At 41.6% G+C, this 24,757-nt stretch carries 19 protein-coding genes and 1 pseudogene; 11 read left to right on the top strand and 9 right to left on the bottom strand.

All coding sequences use genetic code 11. The features are described 5' to 3' along the window. The first annotated feature begins 73 nt into the window (after positions 1-73). From QMQ21_RS16975 to QMQ21_RS16960, 4 genes are all read left to right on the top strand, one after another. Positions 74-724, top strand: coding sequence for a metal-dependent transcriptional regulator (locus QMQ21_RS16975; RefSeq protein WP_024057130.1), 651 nt, complete (start codon positions 74-76; stop codon positions 722-724). A 119-nt stretch (positions 725-843) separates the two neighbouring features. Then, the gene (locus tag QMQ21_RS16970) at positions 844-1,551 is read left to right on the top strand and encodes a nicotinamide mononucleotide transporter (RefSeq protein WP_004255605.1); all 708 of its coding nucleotides are present in this window, start codon (positions 844-846) and stop codon (positions 1,549-1,551) included. A 129-nt stretch (positions 1,552-1,680) separates the two neighbouring features. Next, the gene (locus tag QMQ21_RS16965) at positions 1,681-2,094 is read left to right on the top strand and encodes a hypothetical protein (protein WP_004255601.1); all 414 of its coding nucleotides are present in this window, start codon (positions 1,681-1,683) and stop codon (positions 2,092-2,094) included. A gap of 18 nt (positions 2,095-2,112) precedes the next feature. After that, positions 2,113-2,526 (top strand): hypothetical protein, encoded by a 414-nt coding sequence (locus QMQ21_RS16960; RefSeq protein WP_261814853.1) that lies wholly within the window; start codon positions 2,113-2,115, stop codon positions 2,524-2,526. A gap of 38 nt (positions 2,527-2,564) precedes the next feature. Here the strand turns inward: QMQ21_RS16960 and dtd are convergent, their stop codons facing one another. Continuing rightward, positions 2,565-3,008 (bottom strand): D-aminoacyl-tRNA deacylase, encoded by a 444-nt coding sequence (dtd, locus tag QMQ21_RS16955; RefSeq protein ID WP_261083002.1) that lies wholly within the window; start codon positions 3,006-3,008, stop codon positions 2,565-2,567. Between the two features lie 29 nt (positions 3,009-3,037). After that, positions 3,038-5,260, bottom strand: a complete 2,223-nt coding sequence (locus QMQ21_RS16950) for a RelA/SpoT family protein (protein ID WP_261814852.1) — start codon at positions 5,258-5,260, stop codon at positions 3,038-3,040. 326 nt (positions 5,261-5,586) lie between these two features. On the opposite strand from QMQ21_RS16950, the gene QMQ21_RS16945 reads away from it, so the two are divergent. Together QMQ21_RS16945 and QMQ21_RS16940 are read left to right on the top strand one after the other, a co-directional pair. Next, positions 5,587-7,008: an N-acetylmuramoyl-L-alanine amidase gene (locus tag QMQ21_RS16945; protein WP_070526893.1), complete on the top strand. Its 1,422-nt coding sequence runs from the start codon at positions 5,587-5,589 to the stop codon at positions 7,006-7,008. Between the two features lie 252 nt (positions 7,009-7,260). Then, positions 7,261-7,890, top strand: coding sequence for an MBL fold metallo-hydrolase (locus tag QMQ21_RS16940; protein ID WP_049500962.1), 630 nt, complete (start codon positions 7,261-7,263; stop codon positions 7,888-7,890). Between the two features lie 121 nt (positions 7,891-8,011). On the opposite strand, the gene pepO is transcribed toward QMQ21_RS16940, so the two are convergent. Continuing rightward, positions 8,012-9,904, bottom strand: coding sequence for an endopeptidase PepO (gene pepO / locus QMQ21_RS16935; RefSeq protein ID WP_070526890.1), 1,893 nt, complete (start codon positions 9,902-9,904; stop codon positions 8,012-8,014). 179 nt (positions 9,905-10,083) lie between these two features. Between pepO and QMQ21_RS16930 the strand changes: the two genes are divergently transcribed. The 4 genes from QMQ21_RS16930 to tpx all read left to right on the top strand — a co-directional run bounded on the left by QMQ21_RS16930 (position 10,084) and on the right by tpx (position 13,229). Then, the gene (locus QMQ21_RS16930; RefSeq protein WP_000619164.1) at positions 10,084-10,806 is read left to right on the top strand and encodes a metal ABC transporter ATP-binding protein; all 723 of its coding nucleotides are present in this window, start codon (positions 10,084-10,086) and stop codon (positions 10,804-10,806) included. After that, entirely contained in the window at positions 10,803-11,651 is an 849-nt protein-coding gene (locus QMQ21_RS16925; protein ID WP_000559792.1) for a metal ABC transporter permease, read from the top strand. The genes QMQ21_RS16930 and QMQ21_RS16925 overlap by 4 nt, the downstream gene beginning before the upstream one ends. Before the next feature lie 31 nt (positions 11,652-11,682). Beyond that, positions 11,683-12,612 carry a metal ABC transporter substrate-binding lipoprotein/adhesin PsaA gene (gene psaA / locus QMQ21_RS16920; RefSeq protein WP_070526887.1) on the top strand — a complete coding sequence of 310 codons (930 nt, stop codon included), beginning with the start codon at positions 11,683-11,685 and terminating at the stop codon, positions 12,610-12,612. Positions 12,613-12,737: 125 nt separating this feature from the next. Further along, a complete protein-coding gene (gene tpx, locus QMQ21_RS16915) occupies positions 12,738-13,229 on the top strand; it encodes a thiol peroxidase (protein WP_000256026.1) in 492 nt (163 codons plus the stop codon). 96 nt (positions 13,230-13,325) lie between these two features. Here the strand turns inward: tpx and QMQ21_RS16910 are convergent, their stop codons facing one another. The 5 genes from QMQ21_RS16910 to QMQ21_RS16890 all read right to left on the bottom strand — a co-directional run bounded on the left by QMQ21_RS16910 (position 13,326) and on the right by QMQ21_RS16890 (position 20,668). Next, the gene (locus QMQ21_RS16910) at positions 13,326-16,034 is read right to left on the bottom strand and encodes an ABC transporter permease (RefSeq protein ID WP_261814851.1); all 2,709 of its coding nucleotides are present in this window, start codon (positions 16,032-16,034) and stop codon (positions 13,326-13,328) included. A gap of 1 nt (position 16,035) precedes the next feature. Beyond that, on the bottom strand, positions 16,036-16,737 hold the full coding sequence (locus tag QMQ21_RS16905; protein ID WP_261814850.1) for an ABC transporter ATP-binding protein: 702 nt from the start codon (positions 16,735-16,737) through the stop codon (positions 16,036-16,038). Between the two features lie 245 nt (positions 16,738-16,982). After that, the gene (locus QMQ21_RS16900) at positions 16,983-19,394 is read right to left on the bottom strand and encodes a glycoside hydrolase family 95 protein (RefSeq protein ID WP_261814849.1); all 2,412 of its coding nucleotides are present in this window, start codon (positions 19,392-19,394) and stop codon (positions 16,983-16,985) included. Between the two features lie 52 nt (positions 19,395-19,446). Next, entirely contained in the window at positions 19,447-20,139 is a 693-nt protein-coding gene (locus tag QMQ21_RS16895) for a phosphoglycerate mutase (RefSeq protein ID WP_000240129.1), read from the bottom strand. A 130-nt stretch (positions 20,140-20,269) separates the two neighbouring features. Beyond that, a complete protein-coding gene (locus QMQ21_RS16890; RefSeq protein WP_049516481.1) occupies positions 20,270-20,668 on the bottom strand; it encodes a hypothetical protein in 399 nt (132 codons plus the stop codon). Between the two features lie 205 nt (positions 20,669-20,873). Here QMQ21_RS16890 and QMQ21_RS16885 point away from each other — a divergent pair. Beyond that, positions 20,874-21,665, top strand: a pseudogene (locus QMQ21_RS16885) (nucleotidyltransferase domain-containing protein). A 234-nt stretch (positions 21,666-21,899) separates the two neighbouring features. Here QMQ21_RS16885 and ileS read toward each other — a convergent pair. After that, positions 21,900-24,692 carry an isoleucine--tRNA ligase gene (ileS, locus tag QMQ21_RS16880; RefSeq protein ID WP_261814847.1) on the bottom strand — a complete coding sequence of 931 codons (2,793 nt, stop codon included), beginning with the start codon at positions 24,690-24,692 and terminating at the stop codon, positions 21,900-21,902. Between the last annotated feature and the right edge of the window lie 65 nt (positions 24,693-24,757).

The raw sequence follows: 24,757 nt of genomic DNA, 5'->3' as shown, positions 1-24,757 counted from the left end.
ATAAAAAGTCACAGCTAGAGAAATCTAGCTTTTTTTGATATACTAGATAAAGATATTAGACAAGAGGAAGCGAATGACCCCGAATAAAGAAGATTATCTAAAATGTATTTATGAAATCGGCATAGACCTGCATAAAATTACCAACAAAGAAATTGCGGCCCGCATGCAAGTCTCTCCCCCTGCCGTAACTGAAATGATTAAACGGATGAAAAGTGAAAATCTCATCCTTAAGGACAAGGAATGTGGCTATCTACTGACAGACCTCGGACTCAAACTGGTCTCTGAGCTCTATCGTAAGCACCGCTTGATTGAAGTTTTTCTAGTTCATCATTTAGACTATACGAGTGACCAGATTCACGAGGAAGCTGAGGTCTTAGAGCATACTGTCTCTGACCTCTTCGTGGAAAGACTAGATAAACTACTAGGATTCCCCAAGACCTGCCCCCACGGAGGAACCATTCCTGCCAAGGGAGAACTCCTAGTTGAAATCAATAACCTGCCCCTTGCGGATATCAAGGAAGCTGGATCCTACCGTCTGACTCGGGTGCACGATAGTTTTGACATTCTCAGTTATCTGGACAAGCACTCACTTCACATCGGTGATCCGCTCCAAGTCAAGCAGTTTGATGGCTTCAGCAATGCCTTCACTATCCTCACTAAAAATGAAGATTTACAAGTGAATATGGACATTGCTAAACAACTCTATGTCGAGAAAATCAACTAATTTCTCAAGTCCCCCACTAACCCTGAAAGTTTAATTTTCAGGGTTTTATTTTTATCATTTGATTTTGCTTTCATTTTATTATAAAATCGATGTAAAAAACAAGAAAGATACCTTAACCTATGAAAAAATCACTAAAAATTTTTGCGACATCTAAATGGTTTGACCTCTTCGGGGTTGCTTTGGTCGTTGGGATTGCGATTGCATCTGGTTACCTCAACTCCCGTCTCGACAAATTCGTAGACTGGGGACCATGGACAGCTCTTGTTCCCTTTGGATTGATTTCCGTAACCAACGTTGGGATTTCCATGTTATCCACTCGTTTCACGGGGAAATTAAGCAAATGGGGAAATTACTTTGGTATTGTTAATACCATTTTGTCCGGTGCTATTGATTATATCCTTGGAAATAAGGCGGCCATCATTACCTATCCCGTCACCTTCCTCATTTATACCTTTGCTATTAAGAAATGGGAAGCTTCGCAAGAAGGCAGACCCAACCAAATGAGCCAAAAACAGCTAAAATTGGCGGCCATCATCATTTCCATCATCGCCTTCCTCTTTGCCTTTGTGACAAACTTTATCGGCTATGGAGGAAAGATGAATCTCCTTGCCTATGTAACAACCATTGCCTTTGCACTCTCACTCATTGCCAATGCTTTTAACGCATTGAAACTAACAACTCAGTGGGGCTTTTGGTTGATTTACAATTTCGTTCAGCTGACAAAAGCTGGTATTCAAGGAAATTTTGCCAATATCGGAAAATACATCTTTTATATCCTCAATGCAATCGGAGCTTTATTTGTCTGGAATGATGAAGAAGTAAGATAATAGAAGAAAACTTAAATAAAAAAACAAGTCGACTTAAGAGAATCTCCCTTCTGCTATTTTTATCATTTTACTTGTAACTCCCATTCTTTTGGAGTAGAATGAAGTTAGATAAAAGAGGGAGGTCATCTTATGAAAAAACTCTTTAGAATCCATTTTACAGCAATTGCAATCATTGATTTGCTACTATTTGCATTTTTTATCACTAGACCCGAGACAGCTTTAGAATGGCTCTTGCTCTCTGGTTTTATTTTCCTCCTTGCTCAAGGACTCCTGCTATTTCGCTTGGTTGTCCGACTCAAACATCAATTCGCTGAGATTTATCCTAAAATCAATAAAAAGATTCGCTTCTACTATTTAGGGATTCTCTCCATTGATTTTCTATTTTTTGTCCTTTTAACCTTCGTTAGTTCTCAGCGTTTTCTCTCTCTTATGCCAATCATCACTGCTTGCCATTCTACTTTATATTATATGACGGCCGACTACCTAAGAGACAACTATCCAGACTTTTACGGCAAACATATCTCTTTATGGGAGTGTCTCTAAGGAAAAGGAGGGGTTATCATGAAAAAAATCATCTTCATCAAAACCACTCAACTCCTTGTCATTGATGCAATCATGCTGACTTTTTTGATATTTAAAGATGGGCTTACTTGGGATTGGATGTTGATTTATAGTGGTTGGCTCATTTTCTTTCATCCTGTGCTATTGACCTATCTTTCTAACCAACTTTGTGACCACTTTAGTCACCTCTATTCCCAGATTAGACCAAGATTCTGGCGTTTTACCTTACAAATCCTCCTATGGGATAGCCTGATAATTCTCTCCTTGCTGTTTTTAAGGGGTATCCCACTTTGCCTTCAGGGAACTCTCCTCATCCTAGGACACCTCATCCCTTCCTATCGCATCTGCCAAAGCCTGAAAAGAGATTTCCCCAAGGCCTATCAGGAACAGATTTCATTTTGGAGTATTTTGTAATAGATAAGAAAAACCAAGCCGACTGGGCTTGGTTTTTCTTATCTATTTTTCGTATCAAGGATAATGGTAACTGGACCGTCATTGACCAGTTCAACCTGCATATCCGCTCCAAAGATGCCTGTCTGAACGGGCACTTCTTGCGCTAATTTTTGGTTGAAAGCGTCATAGAAGTCTGATGCCATATCAGGCTTGGCTGCCCCTGTAAAGGCTGGACGATTGCCTTTCTTAGTATCCGCAAAGAGGGTAAACTGAGAAATAGAGAGGATTTCTCCTTCAATATCTTTGACAGACAGGTTCATCTTGCCTTCTGCGTCTGAAAAAATCCGCATGTTGACAAGCTTTCTCACAGCATAGTCCAAATCTTCCTCTTGGTCCTCTGGTCCAACACCAATCAGCAATAGGAGCCCCTGATTGATTTTTCCCTGAACCTGACCTTCAATGCTCACTTGGGCTTTTTTAACCCGTTGGATAATGATTTTCATAATAGCCTTTCTAGTAAGAGCTAGGGCAATTAACCGTTAGTTCGTTTGACAGAGTAAACTTCTGGCACACTCTTAATCTTGTCCACGACCGTGGTCAATGTAGAGAGGTTGGCAATACCGAAGGACACATGGATATTAGCAAACTTCATATCCTTGGTTGGTTGGGCATTGACTGTTGAGATATTCTTGGTTGTGTTTGAAAGAACTTGCAGTACATCGTTCAATAGTCCTGTACGGTTGAGGCCGTAAATATCGATATGGGCCATATACTCCTTATTTGAGTTTGAATACTGGTCTTCCCACTCCACATCAAGGAGACGTTGCTCGTAGTTTTCTTGAGCACGCAGGTTCATACAGTCCACACGGTGAATAGCCACACCACGACCCTTGGTAATGTAGCCGACAATATCGTCACCAGGAACAGGATTACAACACTTGGCAATCCGCACTAGGAGACCTGAGGCACCTTCAATGACCACACCACCCTCATGCTTGACCTTGAGGGTTTCTTTGTTTTCAACCTTGACTTCGCCACCTTTTACAAGTTCTTCTGCCTCCGCCTTGGCCTTGGCACGTTCTTCCTCACGACGTTCCTTTTCAGTCAGACGGTTAAAAACGGTAATAGCACCGATTTCTCCAAAACCAATAGCCGCAAAGAGGGATTCTTCTGTCTTGTAGCTGGTCTTTTGCAGGACTTGGTCCATATGACGCTTGTCCATGAATTTATTTGCCACATAGCCATTTTCTTGGAACTGAGCCATCAACATTTCACGACCCTTGTTGACAGACAATTCCTTATCTTGATTTTTAAAGAACTGACGGATCTTGTTGCGGGCCTTGCTGGTCTTAACCATATTGAGCCAATCACGGCTTGGCCCAAAGGAGTTCGGGTTGGTAACAATTTCAACCTGATCCCCTGTCTTGAGTTTGGTTGTCAGCGGAACCATACGGCCATTGACCTTGGCACCAGTTGCTTTTTCCCCAACTTTTGTATGGATTTCGTAAGCAAAGTCAATCGGTCCTGAATCTTTTGGCAGTGAACGGACAGCTCCATCTGGGGTAAAGACGTAAATCTCCTCAGCCAAATAGTTTTCCTTAACTGAATCGACAAATTCCTTGGCATCATCAGCCTGGTCTTGGAGCTCCATCATCTCCTTGATCCAGTTCATCCCAATAGCTGATTCCTTGCTGTTAACCTGCCCCTTGATGCCCTTCTTATAAGCCCAGTGAGCCGCAACCCCGTACTCAGCGACCTCGTGCATTTCCTTGGTCCGAATCTGGAATTCAATCGGCCCTTTTGGCCCATAGACAGTCGTATGGATAGACTGATAACCATTGGCCTTGCGGTTAGCGATATAGTCTTTGAAACGACCTGGCATTGGTTTCCAAAGTTCATGCACATAACCAAGCATGGCATAAACATCACTTTGGGTATCCAAAATACAACGAATGGCAATCAGGTCATAGATTTCCTCAAAACGTTTTCTCTTATCCTGCATTTTGCGGAAAATCGAGTAAATATGCTTGGGACGACCGTAAATCTTCCCATTTAGATGACGATCTGTCGTATATTCCTCTAATTTTGTGACCACCTCATCCACCAAGGCCTCACGCTCTCTGCGCTTTTCCTTCATCATATGGGTAATCTTGTAAAACTCCGTAGGATTGAGATAACGGAAAGACAGGTCTTCCAATTCCCATTTGACACTGGAAATCCCCAGACGGTGAGCAAGAGGTGCATAGATTTCCATAGTTTCTTTGGAAATACGCTCCTGCTTGTCTCTTCGAAGATGTTTCAGAGTTCGCATATTATGCAAGCGGTCAGACAGTTTGACCAAGATAACACGGATGTCCTCAGACATGGCCATGAGCATCTTGCGATGATTTTCCGCTAATTGCTCCTCGTGAGACTTGTACTTAACTTTACCGAGCTTGGTAACTCCATCGACAATCACGCGCACATCAGGACCAAACTCCCTTTCCAAATCGTCCAAGGTCGCATCAGTATCCTCCACCACATCATGCAAGAAACCACAAGCAACCGTTACAGCATCCAGCTTGAGCTTAGCTAAAATACCTGCCACTTGGATAGGGTGAATGATATAAGGTTCACCTGATTTACGATTTTGACCACTATGGCATTCAACGGCGTAAACCAAGGCCTTATGGACAAAAGCCACATCCTCTTCCGATAAATATTTCTGTGTTAAAGCGACAACTTCATCGCCTGTTAAATTCACTTCTTTCGGCATCTCTACTCTCCAATTCTTCCTACCATTTTATCACTTTTTTAAGAATATGAAAACTAGAAAAAGAGGATTCTGAAGCTATTCAATTTGTTGGAACGTATGATAGAATAAGATTCAAACTTAAAAAATAAAATTATCTGATTTTCATCTAACTTTTTTGAAATATAGGCTACTCTAAAAGTTAGTGAAATGAAAATCTTTTCTTCTGCTTAAATAAGAAAAGGTTTGATATTTTGGTAATTTTTTAACTTTTTTAGTGTATAATGGTAATATAAACAGTTTTTTTACGATAATTACTGAAATTTCATCTCTCTAGAAAGGCATCTCATATGAAATCACACAAAAGACTGACACTTTTAGCTTTAGCTTTTCTTGGACTAACAAACCAAGTCGTTTTGGCTAATGATACGAGTCATTCTACTACTGCCCCTATGACTAGTTCAACTAGTAGCTCAACAAATACTTCTACTAGCAATTCTCAAGCTAGTACAGAAACTTCGTCGAGCACAGCTAGTTCAAGTGAGCAAGAAAGCAAACCTTCTCTTTCCACAGAAACCAAACCCAATCAACCTATACAAACTGGCTGGGTAAAAGAGGGGAACAAGTGGACTTTTTATAGTCAAACTGGGGTCAAATTTACAGATACCCTCTATGATGGTTATTTCTTTGATAGTCATGGCTACTTGCTTGAAAACAGCTGGTACCAAATGGGAAATAATTGGTACTATATCAATGGTTCAGGTAAATATTTATCCAACCAATGGAGCCAAATCAATGGCAAGTGGTATGCTTTTGATGGCTACGGTAGAATGTTGGCCAATGTCTGGAAAGGCGATTACTACCTCAAATCCAGTGGTGCTATGGCAGATAAGGAATGGGTCTACGACCAAAGCTACTCTAGTTGGTTTTACCTCAAATCTGGCGGACGTTATGCCCAAAAACAATGGATTGGTTCCTACTACCTCAAATCTGGTGGCTACATGGCCCACAAGGAATGGATTTATGACCCAGACTATCAAGCTTGGTACTATCTTAAGGACGATGGTGTGTATGTTACAGGAACCTATGCTGTGGATGGTAAAAATCAGCTCTTCCAAGGGAATGGAAAATGGGTTCGTGAATTAGCACAAGGTTTTCAAAAAGGACATTACTCTAAAACTATCTTTCTTGATCCAGGTCACGGTGGTAAGGATCGCGGGGCTTATTACTATGGCATAGCTGAAAAAGAATTGAACCTACAAGTTTATCGTAAGCTACGTAAACGACTAGAAGGACTCGGCTATACCGTTCTCACCTCTCGAGATAGTGATATAGACGTTGATTTTATTACCGAGCGTTCTCGTATGGTCAACAAGACCAATGCTGACTTTTTCATCAGCCTTCATTTCAATGCAAAAGGGAATGATACAACCGTTAACCTAGGTATCCAGACCTATTCTTACAAAGATGAACCTGGCTTCCCTAGCAAGATTAACAAGGAATGGCACAACAATCCTGAAAGGATAAGTGAAAGTAATCGTCTCGCAGCTGATATCCATACTTCACTGCTAGCTGAAACTGGAGCTAGGGATGCTGGGCTCTTGCAAGCAACCTTTGCTGTTCTCCGTGAAACAGCTAAACCAGCTGTTTTGCTAGAGATGGGATATATGGATAATCCAGAAGAAAACCAAAAAATCCGCAGCAGTGACTACCAAGATAAACTAGTTGAAGGGATTGTCAAGGGAATCCAAAAATATTATGCTGGTAATTAAAACAGTTTAAGCCTCGAACTAACTCGAGGCTTATTTTTTATCCAAACCATCTTCTTTCTAGACCTATTTCCTTTTCCAGCTTATTCTCCCCAACTGTGCTATACTTAATTTATACTCAATGAAAATCAAAGAGCAAACTAGGAAACTAGCCGCAGACTGCTCAAAGCACTGCTTTGAGGTTGCAGATAAAGTTGACGCGGTTTGAAGAGATTTTCGAAGAGTATTAGTACATTCTTTGAGATTGGAGCTAGTATGAAAATCCATAAAACCGTGAATCCTGTTGCCTATGAAAACACCTATTACTTGGAAGGCGAAAAGCACCTTATCGTGGTTGACCCTGGTAGCCATTGGGAAGCCATTCGTCAGACAATAGAGAACATCAACAAACCGATCTGCGCTATTCTCCTTACCCACGCCCATTATGACCATATCATGAGTCTGGACTTGGTTCGCGAGACTTTTGGCAATCCTCCGGTCTATATTGCAGAGAGCGAAGCTAGCTGGCTCTATACTCCTGTCGATAATCTCTCTGGGCTTCCCCGCCACGATGATATGGCAGATGTGGTCGCAAAACCTGCAGAACACACTTTTATCTTTCACGAAGAATACCAACTAGAGGAATTTCGTTTCACTGTCTTGCCAACACCAGGTCACTCTATCGGCGGTGTTTCTATCGTCTTTCCTGATGCTCACCTAGTCTTGACAGGTGATGCTCTTTTCCGTGAAACAATCGGACGGACAGATCTTCCAACTGGTAGTATGGAACAACTACTTCACAGTATCCAGACCCAACTCTTCACCCTACCAAACTATGATGTCTATCCAGGGCATGGTCCAGCTACTACTATTGCTCACGAAAAAACTTTCAATCCTTTTTTCTAATAAGATGATGACAATCGAAATTTAAGTAAACTATCCACCAAATCTTTCTATTACAAAAGGCATCCAATCAAGGTTTTCACACCTGATTGTATGCCTTTTTCTGATGACTAGATTTTTTGCATTACCATATAATCACGCGCTCTTCTGGCGAACGCCACATACCGTCTCCTTCTTTGACATCATAGGTTGTAAAGAAATCATCGAAGTTTGGTACTTGTACATTGACACGGAGTTTGGCTGGCGCGTGCACATCGACGCTGGCCAAAAGTTTCATAAATTCTGGACGACCTTTCATGCGCCAGATACGACCGAAGTTGTAGAAGAATTCTTCTGCTGAGAAGTCTGGTTCTCTCTTAGCTGCTTCAAGCGCTGCAGCAATTCCTCCTAAGTCAGCTACGTTTTCTGACACCGTCAATTTACCGTTGATGGTTGCACCATAAGAATCCTGTCCATCAAACTGATCGATAACTTTTTGTGTTTTCTCCTTGAAGGCAGTATAGTCACTCTCTGTCCACCAATCCTTGAGGCTACCATTTTCGTCAAAGGACGCTCCGTTGGTATCAAAGGCGTGAGAAATTTCATGAGCAATAACTGCCCCAATACCACCGTAATTAGCAGAAGATGACTGATTCAAGTCATAGAAAGGCGCCTGTAAGATAGCTGCTGGGAAGACAATCAGGTTCTTCTGTGGATTGTAGTAGGCATTGACCATATGAGCAGGCATACCCCATTCCTTGTAGTCGACAGGCTGATTCCACTTGCTCCAACTGTGCTTGATTTCCACACGCGCAAAGGCTAAAGCATTGTCAAAAAGACTAGCATTTTCATCCACTACCTTGTCCTTGTAGCGTTCTGGCAATTCTTCTGGATAACCAATATAAGGCTTGATAACATTAAGTTTGACGATGGCCTTGTCACGAGTTTCTGGAGTCAGCCAGTCATTCTTGGCCAAGCGTTCCTTATAGACATCAATCATGGTTGCCACTTTTTTCTCCACATCTGCCTTGGCTTCTGGAGAAAATTTTTCATGGGCATACCAGAGACCCAAGGCTTGTTTGAATGGACCTTGTGCTAGCTGGTAGGCAGCTTTAACCTTGTCTTTGGCTTCTGGAACTCCAGATAGCGCACGGCTGTAAGCACCTGACAAGACACGGATTTCTTCTGTTAAATAGCTAGTTGAGAGATTGACAACACTCAAAATCAAGGTTGCCTTGAGGAGAGGCCAAGCTTCTTCACTATAGAATTGCTCTGCGGCTTGCCAGAAACGTTCCTCGTCTACAATAACCTTGTCTGGTACTTGTCCAAGAACGACTTGGAAAAAGTCATCCAAAGGTAGGGCAGGCGCGAATTTCTTGAAATCTTCGTAAGCATATGGATGGTAGAGTTTAGCATATTCTGAACTTTCTTCATTAGAGAGCACCACTGCTGCAATTCGGCGATCCAATTCAAGTCTTTTCTCTAGCAAGTCTTCAATTTCTTCATCAGAGAAATCATAAGCCTTGAGGAGATTTACGCTGCTTTCTTTCCAAAGAGTCAAGAGTTCCTCACGTTGAGGATGGTCTTTAGCATAGTAGGTCGTATCTGGCAGAATCGTGCTTGGAGCGCTAGCCCATAAAACGTTGATTCTGGCATCCATAAAGTCTGGCGATACACCAAAAGGAAGGAAGTTTGGTTTTCCTGCAAGTTCAAACTCTGCTAGTCTAGCAGTGAAATCCGCAAAAGTCTCCAATTCTTGGAATTCTTTAAGGAGTGGTAAGACAGGTGTGATACCGTCAGCTTCTCTCTTGTCAAAATCACGAACTAGGCGGTGGTATTTGACAAAGTTTGCCAAGATAGCATCCTCAGGCACCTCTTCTCCTGCCAACCACTTATCTGTTGTCGCAAGCATCAAGTCTTCAATTTCCTGATCTAAATCAACAAAACCTCCCGTTTGAGACTTATCTGCTGGGATTTCAGCTGTCTTCTGCCATTCTCCATTGATTGCATCATAAAAATCATCTTGATAACGTGTCATCTTGTTCTCGCTTTCATTTTTTAAGTTATTGCTAGCTTAACAAAAATTTCTTGGGAATGCAATTAAAAATGAACTTTCCTTTTCCATCATTTTTCAGTTATTATTTTAATTTTTTCAAAAATTAACTTGACTTAATTTTTTTTTTAATGTATATTAAGAGACAGGAGGAATATAAGTTTATGATACGTATCGAAAACCTCAGTGTCTCCTACAAAGAAACATTGGCACTTAAGGATATTTCACTAGTGCTCCAAGGACCAACAATTACCGGTATCATTGGTCCAAACGGTGCTGGAAAATCAACATTATTAAAAGGGATGCTGGGAATTATCCCACATCAAGGTCAGGCATTTCTCGATGACAAGGAAGTTAAAAAATCCTTACATCGAATTGCCTATGTCGAACAAAAAATCAATATCGACTACAACTTTCCCATCAAGGTCAAGGAATGCGTCTCGCTAGGACTATTTCCCTCTATTCCTCTCTTTCGCAGTTTAAATGCTAAACATTGGAAGAAAGTGCAAGAAGCCCTTGAAATCGTCGGCCTAGCTGACTATGCTGAACGTCAAATCAGTCAACTTTCTGGAGGTCAATTCCAGCGGGTTTTGATTGCCAGATGTTTGGTGCAGGAAGCTGACTATATCCTCTTGGATGAACCCTTTGTTGGGATTGACTCTGTCAGTGAGGAAATCATCATGAATACGCTGAGAGATTTGAAAAAAGCTGGAAAGACGGTTCTCATCGTCCACCACGACCTCAGCAAGGTTCCCCACTACTTCGATCAAGTCTTGCTTGTCAATCGAGAAGTGATTGCCTTTGGTCCAACCAAAGAAACCTTTACCGAAGCCAATCTCAAAGAAGCTTACGGTAATCGACTCTTTTTCAATGGAGGTGACCTATGATTGCAGAATTTATAGATGGATTGCAAAAATTCCATTTCTTACAAAATGCCTTGATAACAGCCATTGTCGTCGGGGTCGTAGCTGGAGCTGTAGGATGTTTCATCATCCTACGCGGGATGTCACTCATGGGAGATGCCATTTCACATGCTGTCTTACCAGGTGTAGCCCTCTCCTTCATTTTGGGCGTTGACTTCTTTATCGGAGCCATTGTCTTTGGATTGCTAGCTGCCATCATCATTACCTACATCAAGGGGAACTCGATTATCAAAAGCGATACCGCCATCGGCATTACCTTTTCTTCTTTCTTAGCCCTCGGTATCATCTTGATTAGTGTCGCTAAAAGTTCAACTGACCTTTTCCATATCCTTTTTGGTAATATCCTAGCCGTCCAAGATACGGATATGTTTATTACTATGGGTGTTGGGGCAGTCATTCTCTTGTTAATCTGGATTTTCTTCAAGCAACTCTTGATAACATCCTTTGATGAACTCTTGGCTAAAGCCATGGGAATGCCTGTCAATTTCTATCACTACCTTCTCATGGTACTCCTGACTCTCGTGTCTGTGACAGCCATGCAAAGTGTCGGAACTATCCTGATTGTAGCCATGCTGATTACCCCAGCTGCAACTGCTTATCTGTATGCTAATAGCCTGAAAAGCATGATTTTCCTTTCCTCAACTTTTGGAGCTACTGCTTCAGTTTTGGGACTCTTTATTGGCTATAGTTTAAACTTAGCAGCTGGTTCTAGCATCGTGCTCACAGCTGCTAGCTTCTTCTTAATCAGTTTCTTTATCTCTCCTAAACAACGATATTTGAAACTGAAAAATAAACATTTGTTAAAATAAGGGGAAAGACCCCAATAAATTGGAGGATCTAATGAAAAAATTAGGTACATTATTCGTTCTCTTTCTTTCCGTTATTGTTCTTGTAGCATGTGCTAGCGGAAAAAAAGATACAGCTTCTGGTCAAAAACTAAAAGTTGTTGCTACAAACTCAATCATCGCTGATATTACTAAAAATATTGCCGGTGACAAGATTGATCTTCACAGTATCGTTCCGATTGGACAAGACCCACACGAATACGAACCACTACCTGAAGATGTCAAGAAAACTTCTGAGGCTGATCTCATTTTCTATAACGGTATCAACCTTGAAACAGGTGGCAATGCCTGGTTTAGCAAATTGGTAGAAAATGCTAAGAAAACTGAAAACAAAGACTACTTTGCAGTCAGTGAAGGCGTTGAAGTCATCTACCTTGAAGGAAAAAATGAAAAAGGTAAAGAAGACCCACACGCTTGGCTGAACCTTGAAAATGGGATTATCTTTGCTAAAAATATCGCCAAACAATTGAGCGCCAAAGACCCTAGCAACAAGGAATTCTATGAAAAAAATCTCAAAGAATATACTGATAAGTTAGACAAACTTGATAAAGAAAGTAAGGATAAATTTAATAATATCCCTGCTGAAAAGAAACTCATTGTAACCAGCGAAGGAGCATTCAAATACTTCTCTAAAGCCTATGGTGTCCCAAGTGCTTACATCTGGGAAATCAATACCGAAGAAGAAGGAACTCCTGAACAAATCAAAACCTTGGTTGAAAAACTTCGCCAAACAAAAGTTCCTTCCCTCTTTGTAGAATCAAGTGTGGATGACCGTCCAATGAAGACTGTTTCACAAGACACAAACATCCCAATCTACGCACAAATCTTTACTGACTCTATCGCAGAACAAGGTAAAGAAGGCGACAGCTACTACAACATGATGAAATACAACCTTGACAAGATTGCTGAAGGATTGGCAAAATAATACTCAATGAAAAACGTCATTCTCTCATGAGCTGGCGTTTTTTTCTATGCCCATATTTCCAGTCAAATCATTGGAAAATTCCGACTGTTTCAGCTAAAATGGAAGAAAAAAGATTGGAGTATCCTATGGTAACTTTTCTCGGAAATCCTGTGAGCTTTACAGGTAAACAACTACAAGTCGGCGACAAGGCACTTGATTTTTCACTCACTACAACAGACCTTTCTAAAAAATCTCTGGCTGATTTTGATGGGAAGAAAAAAGTCTTGAGTGTCGTGCCTTCTATCGATACAGGCATCTGCTCAACTCAAACACGTCGTTTTAATGAAGAACTGGCTGGACTGGATAATACCGTTGTCTTGACTGTTTCAATGGACCTCCCTTTTGCCCAAAAACGTTGGTGCGGTGCTGAAGGTATTGAAAATGCCATCATGCTCTCAGACTATTTCGACCATTCCTTTGGACGTGATTATGCTCTCTTAATCAATGAGTGGCATCTATTGGCACGCGCAGTCTTTGTCCTCGATACTGACAATACTATTCGCTACGTTGAATACGTGGACAATATCAACTCTGAACCAAACTTTGAAGCCGCAATTGCAGCTGCTAAAGCCCTATAGAAAAAATCCTCTGTCACAAAGAGTTCCCTACTCTTTGAAACGGAGGATTTTTTGTTTACGAGTAAATATAAGTTCAATCAGATAAAAGCAACTACCTTACTCTACAGATTTCAAGGCTTCAAGCATATCAACCTTTCTCAGATGATGATTGACGAAGAAACCAAGCAAGGTCAAAATGATGCTTACTGCTGCCACTGGGATTACATAGACTTCCCAGCCTACCTGCGGATAAAAGAGAATAGTCGCAGGCGAAATCATTTGAATCAAAAATTGGTGTAAATAGAAACCAGATACCAAACCAAGTACGATTCCCACAAGTGACAGCACAATGGTCTCACGGTAAATGTAGAGAGTGACTTCTTTATTATGAAAACCGAGCACCTTGATAGTGGAGAGTTCACGGATTCTCTCAGCCACATTGATATTGGTCAAATTGTAGAGGATAACGATAGCCAATAGAACTGACACGATGACCAAGATAGTCATGGTCTGATTGAGTGAGCTAGCGACGGAGTCAAAGAGCCGAATGGCTGAAGCATTTTGGACAACGCTGGACACCGCAGCTTGATTCATAAGTAAGCCGGCCTGTCTTTCGATACTAGGAGCACTGGTATCCCTTAACGAAACCAGATAAGTGTTGGCTTGAGGTAGCTGGCCGTAAATTTGCTCATAGCTAGCCTGACTCATATAAATAAAGTGACCAACGTAGTTCTCAGCAATGGCAGCGACCTTTAGCTTCTTACCTTCAATTTCTAGAGTCTGTCCAACCTTGACACCTGCCAGCTGGGCGAGTTTAGCTGTAATAACGACGCCATCTTTTAATGTCAGCTCTTGCTGATGATGTTGCAGATGGATAAATGGAGTCAAATCCTCCTTCTCTGTCATCATAAGGGTAATAGTTTGAAGACCAGCCTTACCTATGAAATCCTTGTCTAGCGTTTTAGAATAGATTTTCTGGTAGGCTTTGATGTCCTGCCCTTTCAACTCTTCTTCTAGATTTGCCTTATCCTGATTGGTCGAACTAGGATTTTCAGAGACAATCATCTGATACTGTTGGATTTGTTGAAACTGTCTAGACGGAACTCCTGCTACAGAGGATTGGATTCCCAAACCTGCAAAGAGCAGAGCGACTGAACCTACCACACCAAAGATCGTCATCAACATCCGCTGCTTATAACGGAAAATATTGCGGGCTGTTACCTTATGGGTAAAACTGAGACGACGCCAGATAAAACCGATGCGCTCTAGTAAGATTTTAGCTCCTTTAACAGGAGGTTTAGGCAGTAAAAGCTGGGCTGCTTCGTCATGAAGTTCCCTACGAGCTACCAAGTAGGCTGGTAACACACTCGCCAACCAACTCAAGACAAGAGCCAGAAAGCTATAGGTCCAATAGAACTGAATCTGGGTTTCTCCCACTACCATACCTTTTGTAATAACACTTGAAATCACACCGGCTAGTAAATAATGTCCAAGTATACTACCTAGAGCTGTTCCGACAGTCCCAGCTACTAGACCATAAAGGAGAAACTTGGCGATAATATCCTTACTGCGATAGCCCAGGGCCTTAAAAATCCCTGCATGAGTTCGCTCTTCATCCACAAAACGAGTCATGGTTGTAAAGGTCACCATAGCTGCTACGGCATAAAGCACTACAGGAAAGATATTGCCCACTGCCCGAATACTGGCTGAAGCATTACTGTACATGAGGTAGCCTTGACCACCTGGCATGGTTTGCCGATTATAGACTTGATACTTGGGCTCAGCTAAATCATCCAAGACTTGCTGATGTTTTTCTAATTTTTCCTTTTCTTGGGCTAAATTTTGTTCAGCCTGCTTTATTTTGTCCTCTTCCTTGCTCAATTCCTGCTTAGCTTGGGTAAGTTGAGCACTAGCCTGCTCTCTCTGAACTTGAGGTAGCAAGGCTAGTTGACTTTCCTGAGCCTGTAAACGAGCTTGAGCAGTTGCTAAACGACGCTTGCCTTCCTGCAAATTAGCCTGAGCCTTATCAAGGGTCTCTTGCCCCTTATCGAGAGACTCTTGGCCTTCTTTTTTCAAGAGTTGCAGACGTGCCTTTCCATTATCTGACAAAGCTTGTTCAAGGTCTTCCTGATGTTGCTTAGATTTTTCTTCATAAGCTGATGAAAAGGCATTTAAACCTGACAAATCTTGATATTTTAAACGAGCTATATTGTAGACTTTCTGATCAAACTGACTAGGTAAAATGACCCCGTAGGCTGTCAGAGTCCCACTTCCACTTCCTGCGTAGCCCATATCTCGCTGGGAGAGGATTTCAGCTGAATCTACAAAACCAGTAATGGTATAAGTATGATCTTTTAAAGAGGAATGACCCTCTTCTTTTTCTTTAAAACTAATCTCCTGTCCCACGCTGTATTGGCCTTGCAAATGAGTGGCCAAAGCGATTTCCTTGTCTGACTGAGGAAGTCGTCCCTCTCTTAGCTGAAAGGTTGAAATTCGCTCTGGTTTGGAGTACAGTCGAATGGCATCCTGCCCATTCTCCATAGTCACATCTGTCAAATAGCCAAACTCAACCTCTGCGCCCTCTATCTGTTCTAGTTCTTCTTGATCTGTTTGATCCAAACCATAATTAGACATAACTGCCAAATCCAAGGTTTGAGCAGTTGTTAAATAAGCATTAGCTGTCGCCTCCATGTTGGGACTGGTTACTTTGAGACCTACTAGGGCTAGAGACCCCAACATCATCAAGGTCAAGATGGATAAAAAACGCCCCTTGGAGCCTGTGAAGGACTGAATTAAGTCCTTCCAATAGGTTTTTCGCTTGATCATGCTAGTACTCCAAACTGTCGATATCCTGAGGATGCTGGTTGATCACCATATCCTTGACACTGGCATCGTGCATATGAATCACGCGATCAGCAATGGGCGCCAAAGCTCCATTGTGAGTCACGATGATTACCGTCGCTCCCTTTTGACGAGACATGTCTTGGAGGATTTTCAAAACCTGCTTACCCGTCTGATAATCCAAGGCTCCAGTCGGTTCGTCACAAAGGAGGATTTTAGGATTTTTGGCTACCGCGCGTGCAATGGAGACTCGCTGTTGCTCCCCTCCAGACAGCTGGGCTGGAAAGTTATTGAGACGATGAGCCAGACCTACATCTGTCAAAACCTGCCCAGGATTCAAGGCATCTGTCACGATTTCTGAGGCCAACTCCACATTTTCCTTAGCTGTCAGATTGGAAACTAGATTGTAAAACTGAAAAACAAAACCGACATCATTTCTACGATAATTGGTCCTCTGGTGGGAACTATAGTCTGCAATATTGGCACCATCAATCCAGATTTCCCCCTCATCATTGGTATCCATTCCCCCAAGAAGGTTAAGAACCGTTGACTTACCTGCACCAGATGCACCTAGAATAATAACCAATTCACCCTTTTCAATCTCAAAATTCACATCACGATTGGCCACAATCTCCGTGTCCCCAACCTGATAACGCTTGTAACAGTGTTTCATCTCAATATAAGCCATCAGATTCACCCTCTCTCAAACAAATTATACTCCTCGAAAATCTCTTCAAACCACGTCATCTTCCATCTGCAACCTCAAAACACTGTTTTGAGCAATCTGCGGTTAGCTTTCTAGTTTACTCTTTGATTTTCATTGAGTATTACTTCCTATTACCATTATAACGCTTTTTCAACTAGTTGGAAACTGCTTACATTCTCAAATCCTTATTAAAAGGCAGTCTCAAACTACTGCCTTCTATCACCTTCTTAAAAATAAAATTGAACAAGATCACCTTCTGCTGTTGCCACCGAAATACAATCTTTCCCCATGCATTTCGCTTTTATTTTTTCTTGATTCACTTCAATCACACTTTTTTCAATATCTGGATAAGAGACTCGCAAATCTCCCCCACTTCTTGATAAAATGGTCAACTGTAAGAGTTTTTTATCCGCCCACCTCATGCTAACTTCAAAATGTCCACGTGCCATTAAGCCTGAAACGGAACCTGTTGACCATGCATCGGGTAGGGCGGCTAGAGGTACCAGATAAGCTGTATGAGACTGGAGTAACATTTCTGCCATTCCACTGCTAGCACCAAAATTACCATCTATCTGAAAAGGAGGGTGGCTACACCAAAGATTTGACAAGGTAGATGACTTTAACTGCTCTGCTAATAATTTATGGGCTCGATTGCCATCTCCTAGACGCGCCCAAAGATTGATCTTATTGGCCTTAGACCAACCTGTGCCGCCATCTCCACGATCATTGAGGCTAGCACGCGCCGATTCAAGATACTCTTGTCCCTTGTAGCTAAAGAGATTGCCAGGATAGAGTCCCACCAGATGGGAAGCATGCCGATGTTGGGCCTCCACTTTCTCATTTTGAAAATGCTGCTCTTCCTCCTCATACCACTCCCTGATTCGACTAGATTGAGTGATTTGCAGAGGATTAAGCAGGTCAAATTTTTCTTTGACTTCAGTCAACAAAGCCTCATCCAACTCTAATTCCTGAGCAGCCTGAATAAAATCATGAAATAACTGCCAAATCAGAGATTGGTCATAGGTATTGCCAATCGAAATCGGCCCATGTTCTGGTGAGTAAGACGGAGAAGACACCCAACGCTGCGCCTGCCTATCCTCATGTAAAAAATCATTCCAAAAACGAACCGTTTCCCTCAACATGGGATAAATTTTCTCCCTGAGATAGTCTTGGTCCCTATAAAATGAATAGGCTTCATAAACAGTTTGCATCATCCAAGCATTGGCAGCTGGTGACCACCCCCAGTAATAATCCCAACCAGGTGCCGTCCAGCCAAAAGGAGTCGCTTGAGTATGAACCAGCCAACCATTCTCCTCACCTTTCTGAGAGACGATTCCTGCATACCTTGCAGCCGCTAGACGACCATAGACACGCAAATCATCGATATAGTTGATGACTGGAAAAGCCGTCTCTAGAAGATTAGTAACATAGGCTGGCCAATAATTCATCTGCAGATTGATATTCAGGTGATAGTCCGAATTCCAAGGAGGATTATCGACCGCATTCCAGACTCCCTGTAGGTTAGCTGGTAGAGCATCTGAGCAATCTCTAGAAGAACTAATCAATAAATACCGTCCATACTGGAAGAACAATTCCTCCAAAGCATGCCCCTCTTGTGGCTTATAATTTTTTAGCAAATTATCTGTAGTGGATGTGTCTACATCAGCTCCCAAATCCAATTGAACACGTTGGAATAAGGCTTGGTAATCCTGAATATGCCTTGATTTCAATTGGGCATAGCCCTTTTCTTTAGCTATCTCCACCAAGTCCTTAACCTGTTTCTCTAAATCTATTTTCTTGCGATAATTACTAGCAGGATTTTGGGCAAAATCAGTCTTAGCAGCCAAGAAAAGATTGGCATAACTGGCTCCTGATATCTGAGCCTTATCTGACCAAACCCTAATATCCCCATCTGTTTCCCAAGATAAACAGCTAGCAAACTGCAGGTCATTGTCCTTAACTCTTCCCTTCATCAAGATATAAGAATCAGTAATATCCAACTTGCATTCCTTGTAATTAGATTTCTCCTGCTCATACTTTCCATCAGAAGCCAAATCACGACTTAGCGACAGTTCTATAGTAAAATCTAGAGTTTCCGCCCCTTCCTTAGTAAAGCGCTGAACCAAGAGATCATCTGGAAAACTCGCAAAAGCTTCACGTTCAAATTTCGTTCCCTTATAGACATAGGAAGTCGTCGCAAGCGCCTTACTGATATTCAGCTGTCTCTGGTAATCCGTCACCTGAGACAAAGTCTTTCCTTGCTTGCTAAACTCAATATGAATATCCCCAAAAGACAGATAGGTCCCATATTGACTCGTTTTGGGCCCGACCAGGTGCTGTTCAGCCAGTTCCTTAGCAGTATTGTAGTCTCTCTTCTCCAAAGCCTGCCGAATCTCAGCTAAAAAAGCATACTGATCCTGAAGATTTCCACCCTGATAATCGGAACTATCAGGAAGTGGACCACCAGACCAGAGACTTTTTTCATTGAATTGAATCCGCTCAGCTCCAATAAGACCAAAGACTTTAGCTCCTAAAGAACCATTGCCTATCGGTAAGGCCTCTTCTTCCCAACCCTTATATGTTGTTGACGCTGGTTGCTTGTAGGCCAATACATAATCTTGTTTTTTATTCCTTATCATACTACCATACTAACATAAAAAGTCTAGAAATCAATTCTAGACTTACAATTTTTTATTTTCCAAGGTAGTATTCAGAAACTACGTTCAATTTTTCGTCAAATTCGAATACCAATGGTGGGAAGTTAGGGATTTCCACGTCCATGATTTCGTCATCTGACAAACCTTTGATGTGTTTTACAAGGGCACGGATTGAGTTACCGTGAGCTCCTACGAATACGTTTTTACCATCTTTAAGAGCTGGAGCGATTTTATCTTCCCAGAATGGAAGGGCACGTTCCAAAGTCACTTTCAAGTTTTCAGCATCTGGAATAACTGAGTCGTCAAGTGAAGCGTAACGACGGTCTGTGTGAGCTGAGTGCTCATCATCACGGTCCATGTTTGGAGGCAATACATCGTATGAACGACGCCAGATGTGAACTTGCTCATCACCAAATTGTTCAGCAGCTTCAGCTTTGTTTTTACCAGTCAAACCACCGTAGTGACGTTCGTTCAAACGCCATGATTTTTCAACTGGAACCCACAATTGGTCAGAAGCTTCAAGAGCCAAGTTAGTTGTTTTGATCGCACGTTTCAATACTGAAGTGTAAGCTTGGTCAAATTCGATACCAGCTTCTTTGATCAATTTACCAGCGTCAATCGCTTGTTGTGTACCTTTTTCAGACAAATCAACATCAGCCCAACCAGTGAAAAGGTTAGCTTTGTTCCATTCAGACTCACCGTGGCGAGCAAAAACCAATTTTACCATTAGATGGATTCTCCTTTAAATTTTCCGAGGTTTCCCCTCGTTTATCTATTCTATTTTACACAATTTTTCACAAAAAAGCTAGTCAAAACCAAAAAGGAAAGGACTGTTTGACAATCCTTTTCCTTATTTTTTATCCTTCAACTTTGAATTTTTTGAGACTTCCTAAAAATAGTGAACCACCGATAATTGCTAGGATTCCGCCTACCCAACCAAGGGCTGGAATCAAGCCAACTGCTCCACCTACGATTAATAGGACAGAAGGAGCCGAACCAACACGACTTTCTCCCTTATAGTATACAATCGCAACAATTCCTAAAACTAAAATAGCAATTTTTAAAACGGTTGGAAGTAAAACTCCTGCAATTCCTGCAACTGTTGTAGATGCAGTTAATTCAGGGCTCTGTGTAGCTGTTGCTGTAGCAGCTGTACTCACAACTGCTGCTAGTAAAAGAAACGGGGCAATAAGCAAGTAGAGTCCACCTACTAAACCAACAATACCACTATAAAGTGCTAAAGCTTTTGACTTCATAATAAATCTCCTTTTTTATTTTTTTCAAATAAAATTGTATCATATTTGCTAAAAAAAAAAAAGCATTTTCTGAAATTATAAAATAAAAACTTGCATAATATGAAATAAAATTAAGCAAATATGTGAAAAGAAATTTCCATTTCACCCTTGCTAGTCTCTTTACTTTTTGTTAGAATGATGTCAAAAAATAAAGAAGGTTAACATTATGCCACAACATCTCTTTAAAGAATTGGCTCAACTAGAGCAAGTAGAGGCTCTAGCTCTAGGAGGTTCACGGGCCGGACAAGATTTTGACAAAGACTCTGATTATGATGTATATGTCTATCTCAGTGCTCCTCTCACGCCAGACATCAGAAAAGAAATTCTTAGTAAATACTGCTCCTATATGGAGATTGGCAATCAATTTTGGGAATTGGAGGATGATTGTGTTCTCAATAATGGTATCGAAATCGAGCTGATTTACCGCTCTTTGGACGAATTTGACAAAGATTTACAAGCCGTAGTTTTAGAGCACCAAGCCCAGAATTCTTACACTACTTGCATGTGGTACAATCTGCTCAACAGTAAGATTCTCTACGATCGAGATGGTCACTATGCTGCCCTCCAGAAAAAGTACAATCTTCCTTATCCAGCTGAATTGAAAAAGAATATCATAAACAAGCAGTCCCTGCTTCTCGACCAAGCTATGCCAGCTTTTTCAAGACAAATCAAAAAAGCCCTCAAACGCCAAGATTTACTCAGCATCAATCATCGCACTAGTGAGTTTTTCGCCTCTTATTTCGATTTGCTCTTCGCCTTCAATGAGCAGCTCCATCCATGAGAAAAACGCATGCTCCAGTTCTCAAAAAACAATTGCTCTCATCTACCTCAAAATTTTGAAAACGATATTCAAGACTACTTTCAAAATCTCTACCAACTAGCTCACCAGCAGAAAACAGTCCTAACTTTAGAGCATCTCCTATCAAATCTTAAACACTTGATTGATGAATCCCTTTAGAACGCTAACAGATAAAAGCTCATGAAATCTACTTTTCAGATGATTCATGAGCTTTTTGAAATTCAACAATATACAACGATGCAAAGTTAATTGAGACAAGAAAACGACAATAAACTTCTAACATTATAAAAACGCATCGTATCAGGTGTTCAAAAACTTGATACAATGCATTTTATAGTCTATAAGATTAGTTGTCTTTTCTCCTCAAATTGAGTTTTCCCTGGACTTTTCAACTTACTTCGCTTCAAATCCTTCTGCGACTGCATCCGCAAAGTTTTCTTCTACGATGCTTGCACAGTGGTCACAGATGACTGCGTGGTAGCTGCGTTCTGCTGTTGTTGGGTCGATACGACGGCAACGGTCACATACTTCACCTGCAGCGCGTTCAACAGTGAAGGCCACATCTTCGAAGCTAACAGCAGTTTCTGGAGCTGGTCCTTCTGCGATGGTTAATTCAGACACGATCAAAAGTTGAGCTACATTGCTGTTTACTGCTTCGAGTAAAGTTTTCACAACTTCGTTTGGATAAACTGTCAAGTGTGCTTCAAGTGATTTACCGATAACTTTGGCATTACGAGCTTCTTCCAAGGCTTTTTGAGCTTGTCCACGGAAGTCCATGAAGGCAGCCCATGTATCCAAGATTTCTTCTTGGTTAGCAAATGTCTCTGCTTCTGGCAATTCTGACAATTGAACAAAATCTTCTGCTTCAAACTCAAGATATGACCAGATTTCTTCCGCAGTGTGAGGAAGGATTGGTGTCAAGAGTTTGGTAATTTTCACAAGAATGTCATAGAAAACAGTCTGCATTTGACGGCGTTCCAATGATTTGGCACCTTCGATATAAACAACGTCTTTAGCGAAGTCAAGGTAGAAGGCTGACAAATCAACGTTGATAAAGTTTACCAAGGCCTTGTAGATTGTCAAGAATTCAAAGTTTGCATAAGCATCACGAATGGTCTTCACAAGCTGGTTAAAGCGAATAGTCATGTACTTATCAACTGAACGAAGCTCATCGTAGGCTACTGCATCTTGAGTTGGGTTAAAGTCAGATGTATTGGCAATCAAGAAACGAAGAGTATTACGAATCTTACGGTAAGTTTCAGAGACCTGGCTCAAGATATCCATAGAGATACGTACGTCATTGCTTGAGTCAACACTTGTTACCCAGAGACGCAAGATTTCCGCACCAAATTGTTTTTCAACATCGCTTGGAGCAATGGTATTTCCAAGAGATTTAGACATCTTCTCACCTTTACCGTCAAGGGCAAAACCTTGTGACAAGATTTGTTTGTAAGGTGCTACGCCATGGTTGGCAACAGATGTGATGAGTGAAGAGTTGAACCATCCACGGTATTGGTCAGAACCTTCAAGGTAAAGATCTGCTGGGTAAGTCAACTCAGGACGGTTTACTACAACTCCATTCCATGAAGAACCTGAGTCAAACCATACGTCCATGATATCTGTTTCTTTCTTGAACTCGCCATTTGGTGAACCTGGATGAGTAAATCCTTCTGGCAAGAGATCCTTAGCATCACGTTCCCACCAGATGATAGAACCGTGTTCTTCAAAAAGTTGAGCCACGTGCTCAATGGTTTCAGCTGTCATGATAGCTGTACCATCTTCTGCGTAGAAGATTGGAAGTGGAACACCCCAAGCACGTTGACGAGAGATAACCCAGTCGCCACGGTCACGAATCATATTGTAAAGACGTACTTTACCCCATTCTGAGTGGAATTTCACTTTTTCAATTTCATCCAAGATTTCTTGGCGGAATTTAGAAACTGAGGCAAACCATTGTGGAACTGCACGCCAGATGATTGGTTTTTTCGTACGCCAGTCAAATGGGTATGAGTGAGAGATTTCTTCTTGGGCAAGAAGGAGGTTACCAAGTTTTTCAATAACAGTTGGTACAACCTTTTCGTAGAACTGACCTTCAAACTCAGGACCAGCATTAGCCATCATGATACCGCGTTCATCAACAGTGACTGCGACTTCAAGACCATTAGCAATACCGACATTGTAGTCGTCCTCACCAAAACCAGGGGCTGTATGGACAATACCTGTACCAGAGTCAGTCGTAACGTGGTCACCAAGGATAACCAACTCATCTACAGCAGTATCCCATGGGTGTTCTGTTACAATGTGGTTCAATTCTTGACCACGGTAAGTTGCCAACACTTGAACATCAGCCCAACCAAACTTCTCAGACAAGATATTCAACAATTCTGCAGCAACCACAAACTTACGAGCTTCACCAGCAGGTTGAACCAAAACGTAATCAATATCTGCTCCGACAGTCAAACCACGAGAAGCTGTGATGGTAAATGGAGTAGTTGTCCAGACAACGATATAGGTATCTGTATCAAGAATACCTTTGCCATCTTTTACCTTATTAGCATAGTAAAGAGATGTAGAAAGCAAGTCATGGTATTCAATCTCCGCTTCAGCAAGGGCAGACTCGGATGACCAAGACCAATAAACTGGCTTGGCACCACGGTAGATATAACCCTTGTTAGCCATCTCACCGAAGACACGGATTTGAGCTGCTTCATAATCAGGAGTCAAAGTCACATATGGATTTTCCCAGTCACCAGAAACCCCCAAACGTTTGAAGTCTTCACGTTGTTTATCTACTTGAGAAAGAGCGTATTCACGGCAAAGTTTCAAGTACTCAACCAAGTCCATTTCTTTACGTTTGACACCTTGTTTTGCCAAAACTTGCTCGATTGGCAGACCATGTGTATCCCAACCTGGGATATAGGGTGCATAAAACCCTGACATAGATTTTGAACGAACAATGATATCTTTTGAAATCTTGTTCATAGCATGTCCAACGTGGATATTTCCGTTCGCGTATGGAGGGCCATCATGCAAGGTGAAATGAGGTTTTCCTTGGTTCAATTCTTGACGACGTTGATAAAGTTTTGCATCTTCCCATTCCTTTTGCCAAACTGGCTCTTTGGTAGGAAGGCCTGCACGCATTGGGAAAGCTGTTTTCCCAAGGTTAAGGGTATCTTTGAGTTTCATGGTATCTCCTTTATAAATAATAACAAATTAAAAACCACGACTTCCAAAAAGGACGAAAATCGTGG

Source organism: Streptococcus bouchesdurhonensis (assembly GCF_948472335.1).
Note: the sequence above shows the minus strand (reverse complement) of the source record. Positions and strands in the feature narration are given on the sequence as shown.

Coding starts and splice junctions, on each gene's coding strand:
- QMQ21_RS16975 (WP_024057130.1), top strand. CDS start 74: ATGACCCCGAATAAAGAAGATTATCTAAAATGTATTTATGAAATCGGC.
- QMQ21_RS16970 (WP_004255605.1), top strand. CDS start 844: ATGAAAAAATCACTAAAAATTTTTGCGACATCTAAATGGTTTGACCTC.
- QMQ21_RS16965 (WP_004255601.1), top strand. CDS start 1,681: ATGAAAAAACTCTTTAGAATCCATTTTACAGCAATTGCAATCATTGAT.
- QMQ21_RS16960 (WP_261814853.1), top strand. CDS start 2,113: ATGAAAAAAATCATCTTCATCAAAACCACTCAACTCCTTGTCATTGAT.
- dtd (WP_261083002.1), bottom strand. CDS start 3,008: ATGAAAATCATTATCCAACGGGTTAAAAAAGCCCAAGTGAGCATTGAA.
- QMQ21_RS16950 (WP_261814852.1), bottom strand. CDS start 5,260: ATGCCGAAAGAAGTGAATTTAACAGGCGATGAAGTTGTCGCTTTAACA.
- QMQ21_RS16945 (WP_070526893.1), top strand. CDS start 5,587: ATGAAATCACACAAAAGACTGACACTTTTAGCTTTAGCTTTTCTTGGA.
- QMQ21_RS16940 (WP_049500962.1), top strand. CDS start 7,261: ATGAAAATCCATAAAACCGTGAATCCTGTTGCCTATGAAAACACCTAT.
- pepO (WP_070526890.1), bottom strand. CDS start 9,904: ATGACACGTTATCAAGATGATTTTTATGATGCAATCAATGGAGAATGG.
- QMQ21_RS16930 (WP_000619164.1), top strand. CDS start 10,084: ATGATACGTATCGAAAACCTCAGTGTCTCCTACAAAGAAACATTGGCA.
- QMQ21_RS16925 (WP_000559792.1), top strand. CDS start 10,803: ATGATTGCAGAATTTATAGATGGATTGCAAAAATTCCATTTCTTACAA.
- psaA (WP_070526887.1), top strand. CDS start 11,683: ATGAAAAAATTAGGTACATTATTCGTTCTCTTTCTTTCCGTTATTGTT.
- tpx (WP_000256026.1), top strand. CDS start 12,738: ATGGTAACTTTTCTCGGAAATCCTGTGAGCTTTACAGGTAAACAACTA.
- QMQ21_RS16910 (WP_261814851.1), bottom strand. CDS start 16,034: ATGATCAAGCGAAAAACCTATTGGAAGGACTTAATTCAGTCCTTCACA.
- QMQ21_RS16905 (WP_261814850.1), bottom strand. CDS start 16,737: ATGGCTTATATTGAGATGAAACACTGTTACAAGCGTTATCAGGTTGGG.
- QMQ21_RS16900 (WP_261814849.1), bottom strand. CDS start 19,394: ATGATAAGGAATAAAAAACAAGATTATGTATTGGCCTACAAGCAACCA.
- QMQ21_RS16895 (WP_000240129.1), bottom strand. CDS start 20,139: ATGGTAAAATTGGTTTTTGCTCGCCACGGTGAGTCTGAATGGAACAAA.
- QMQ21_RS16890 (WP_049516481.1), bottom strand. CDS start 20,668: ATGAAGTCAAAAGCTTTAGCACTTTATAGTGGTATTGTTGGTTTAGTA.
- ileS (WP_261814847.1), bottom strand. CDS start 24,692: ATGAAACTCAAAGATACCCTTAACCTTGGGAAAACAGCTTTCCCAATG.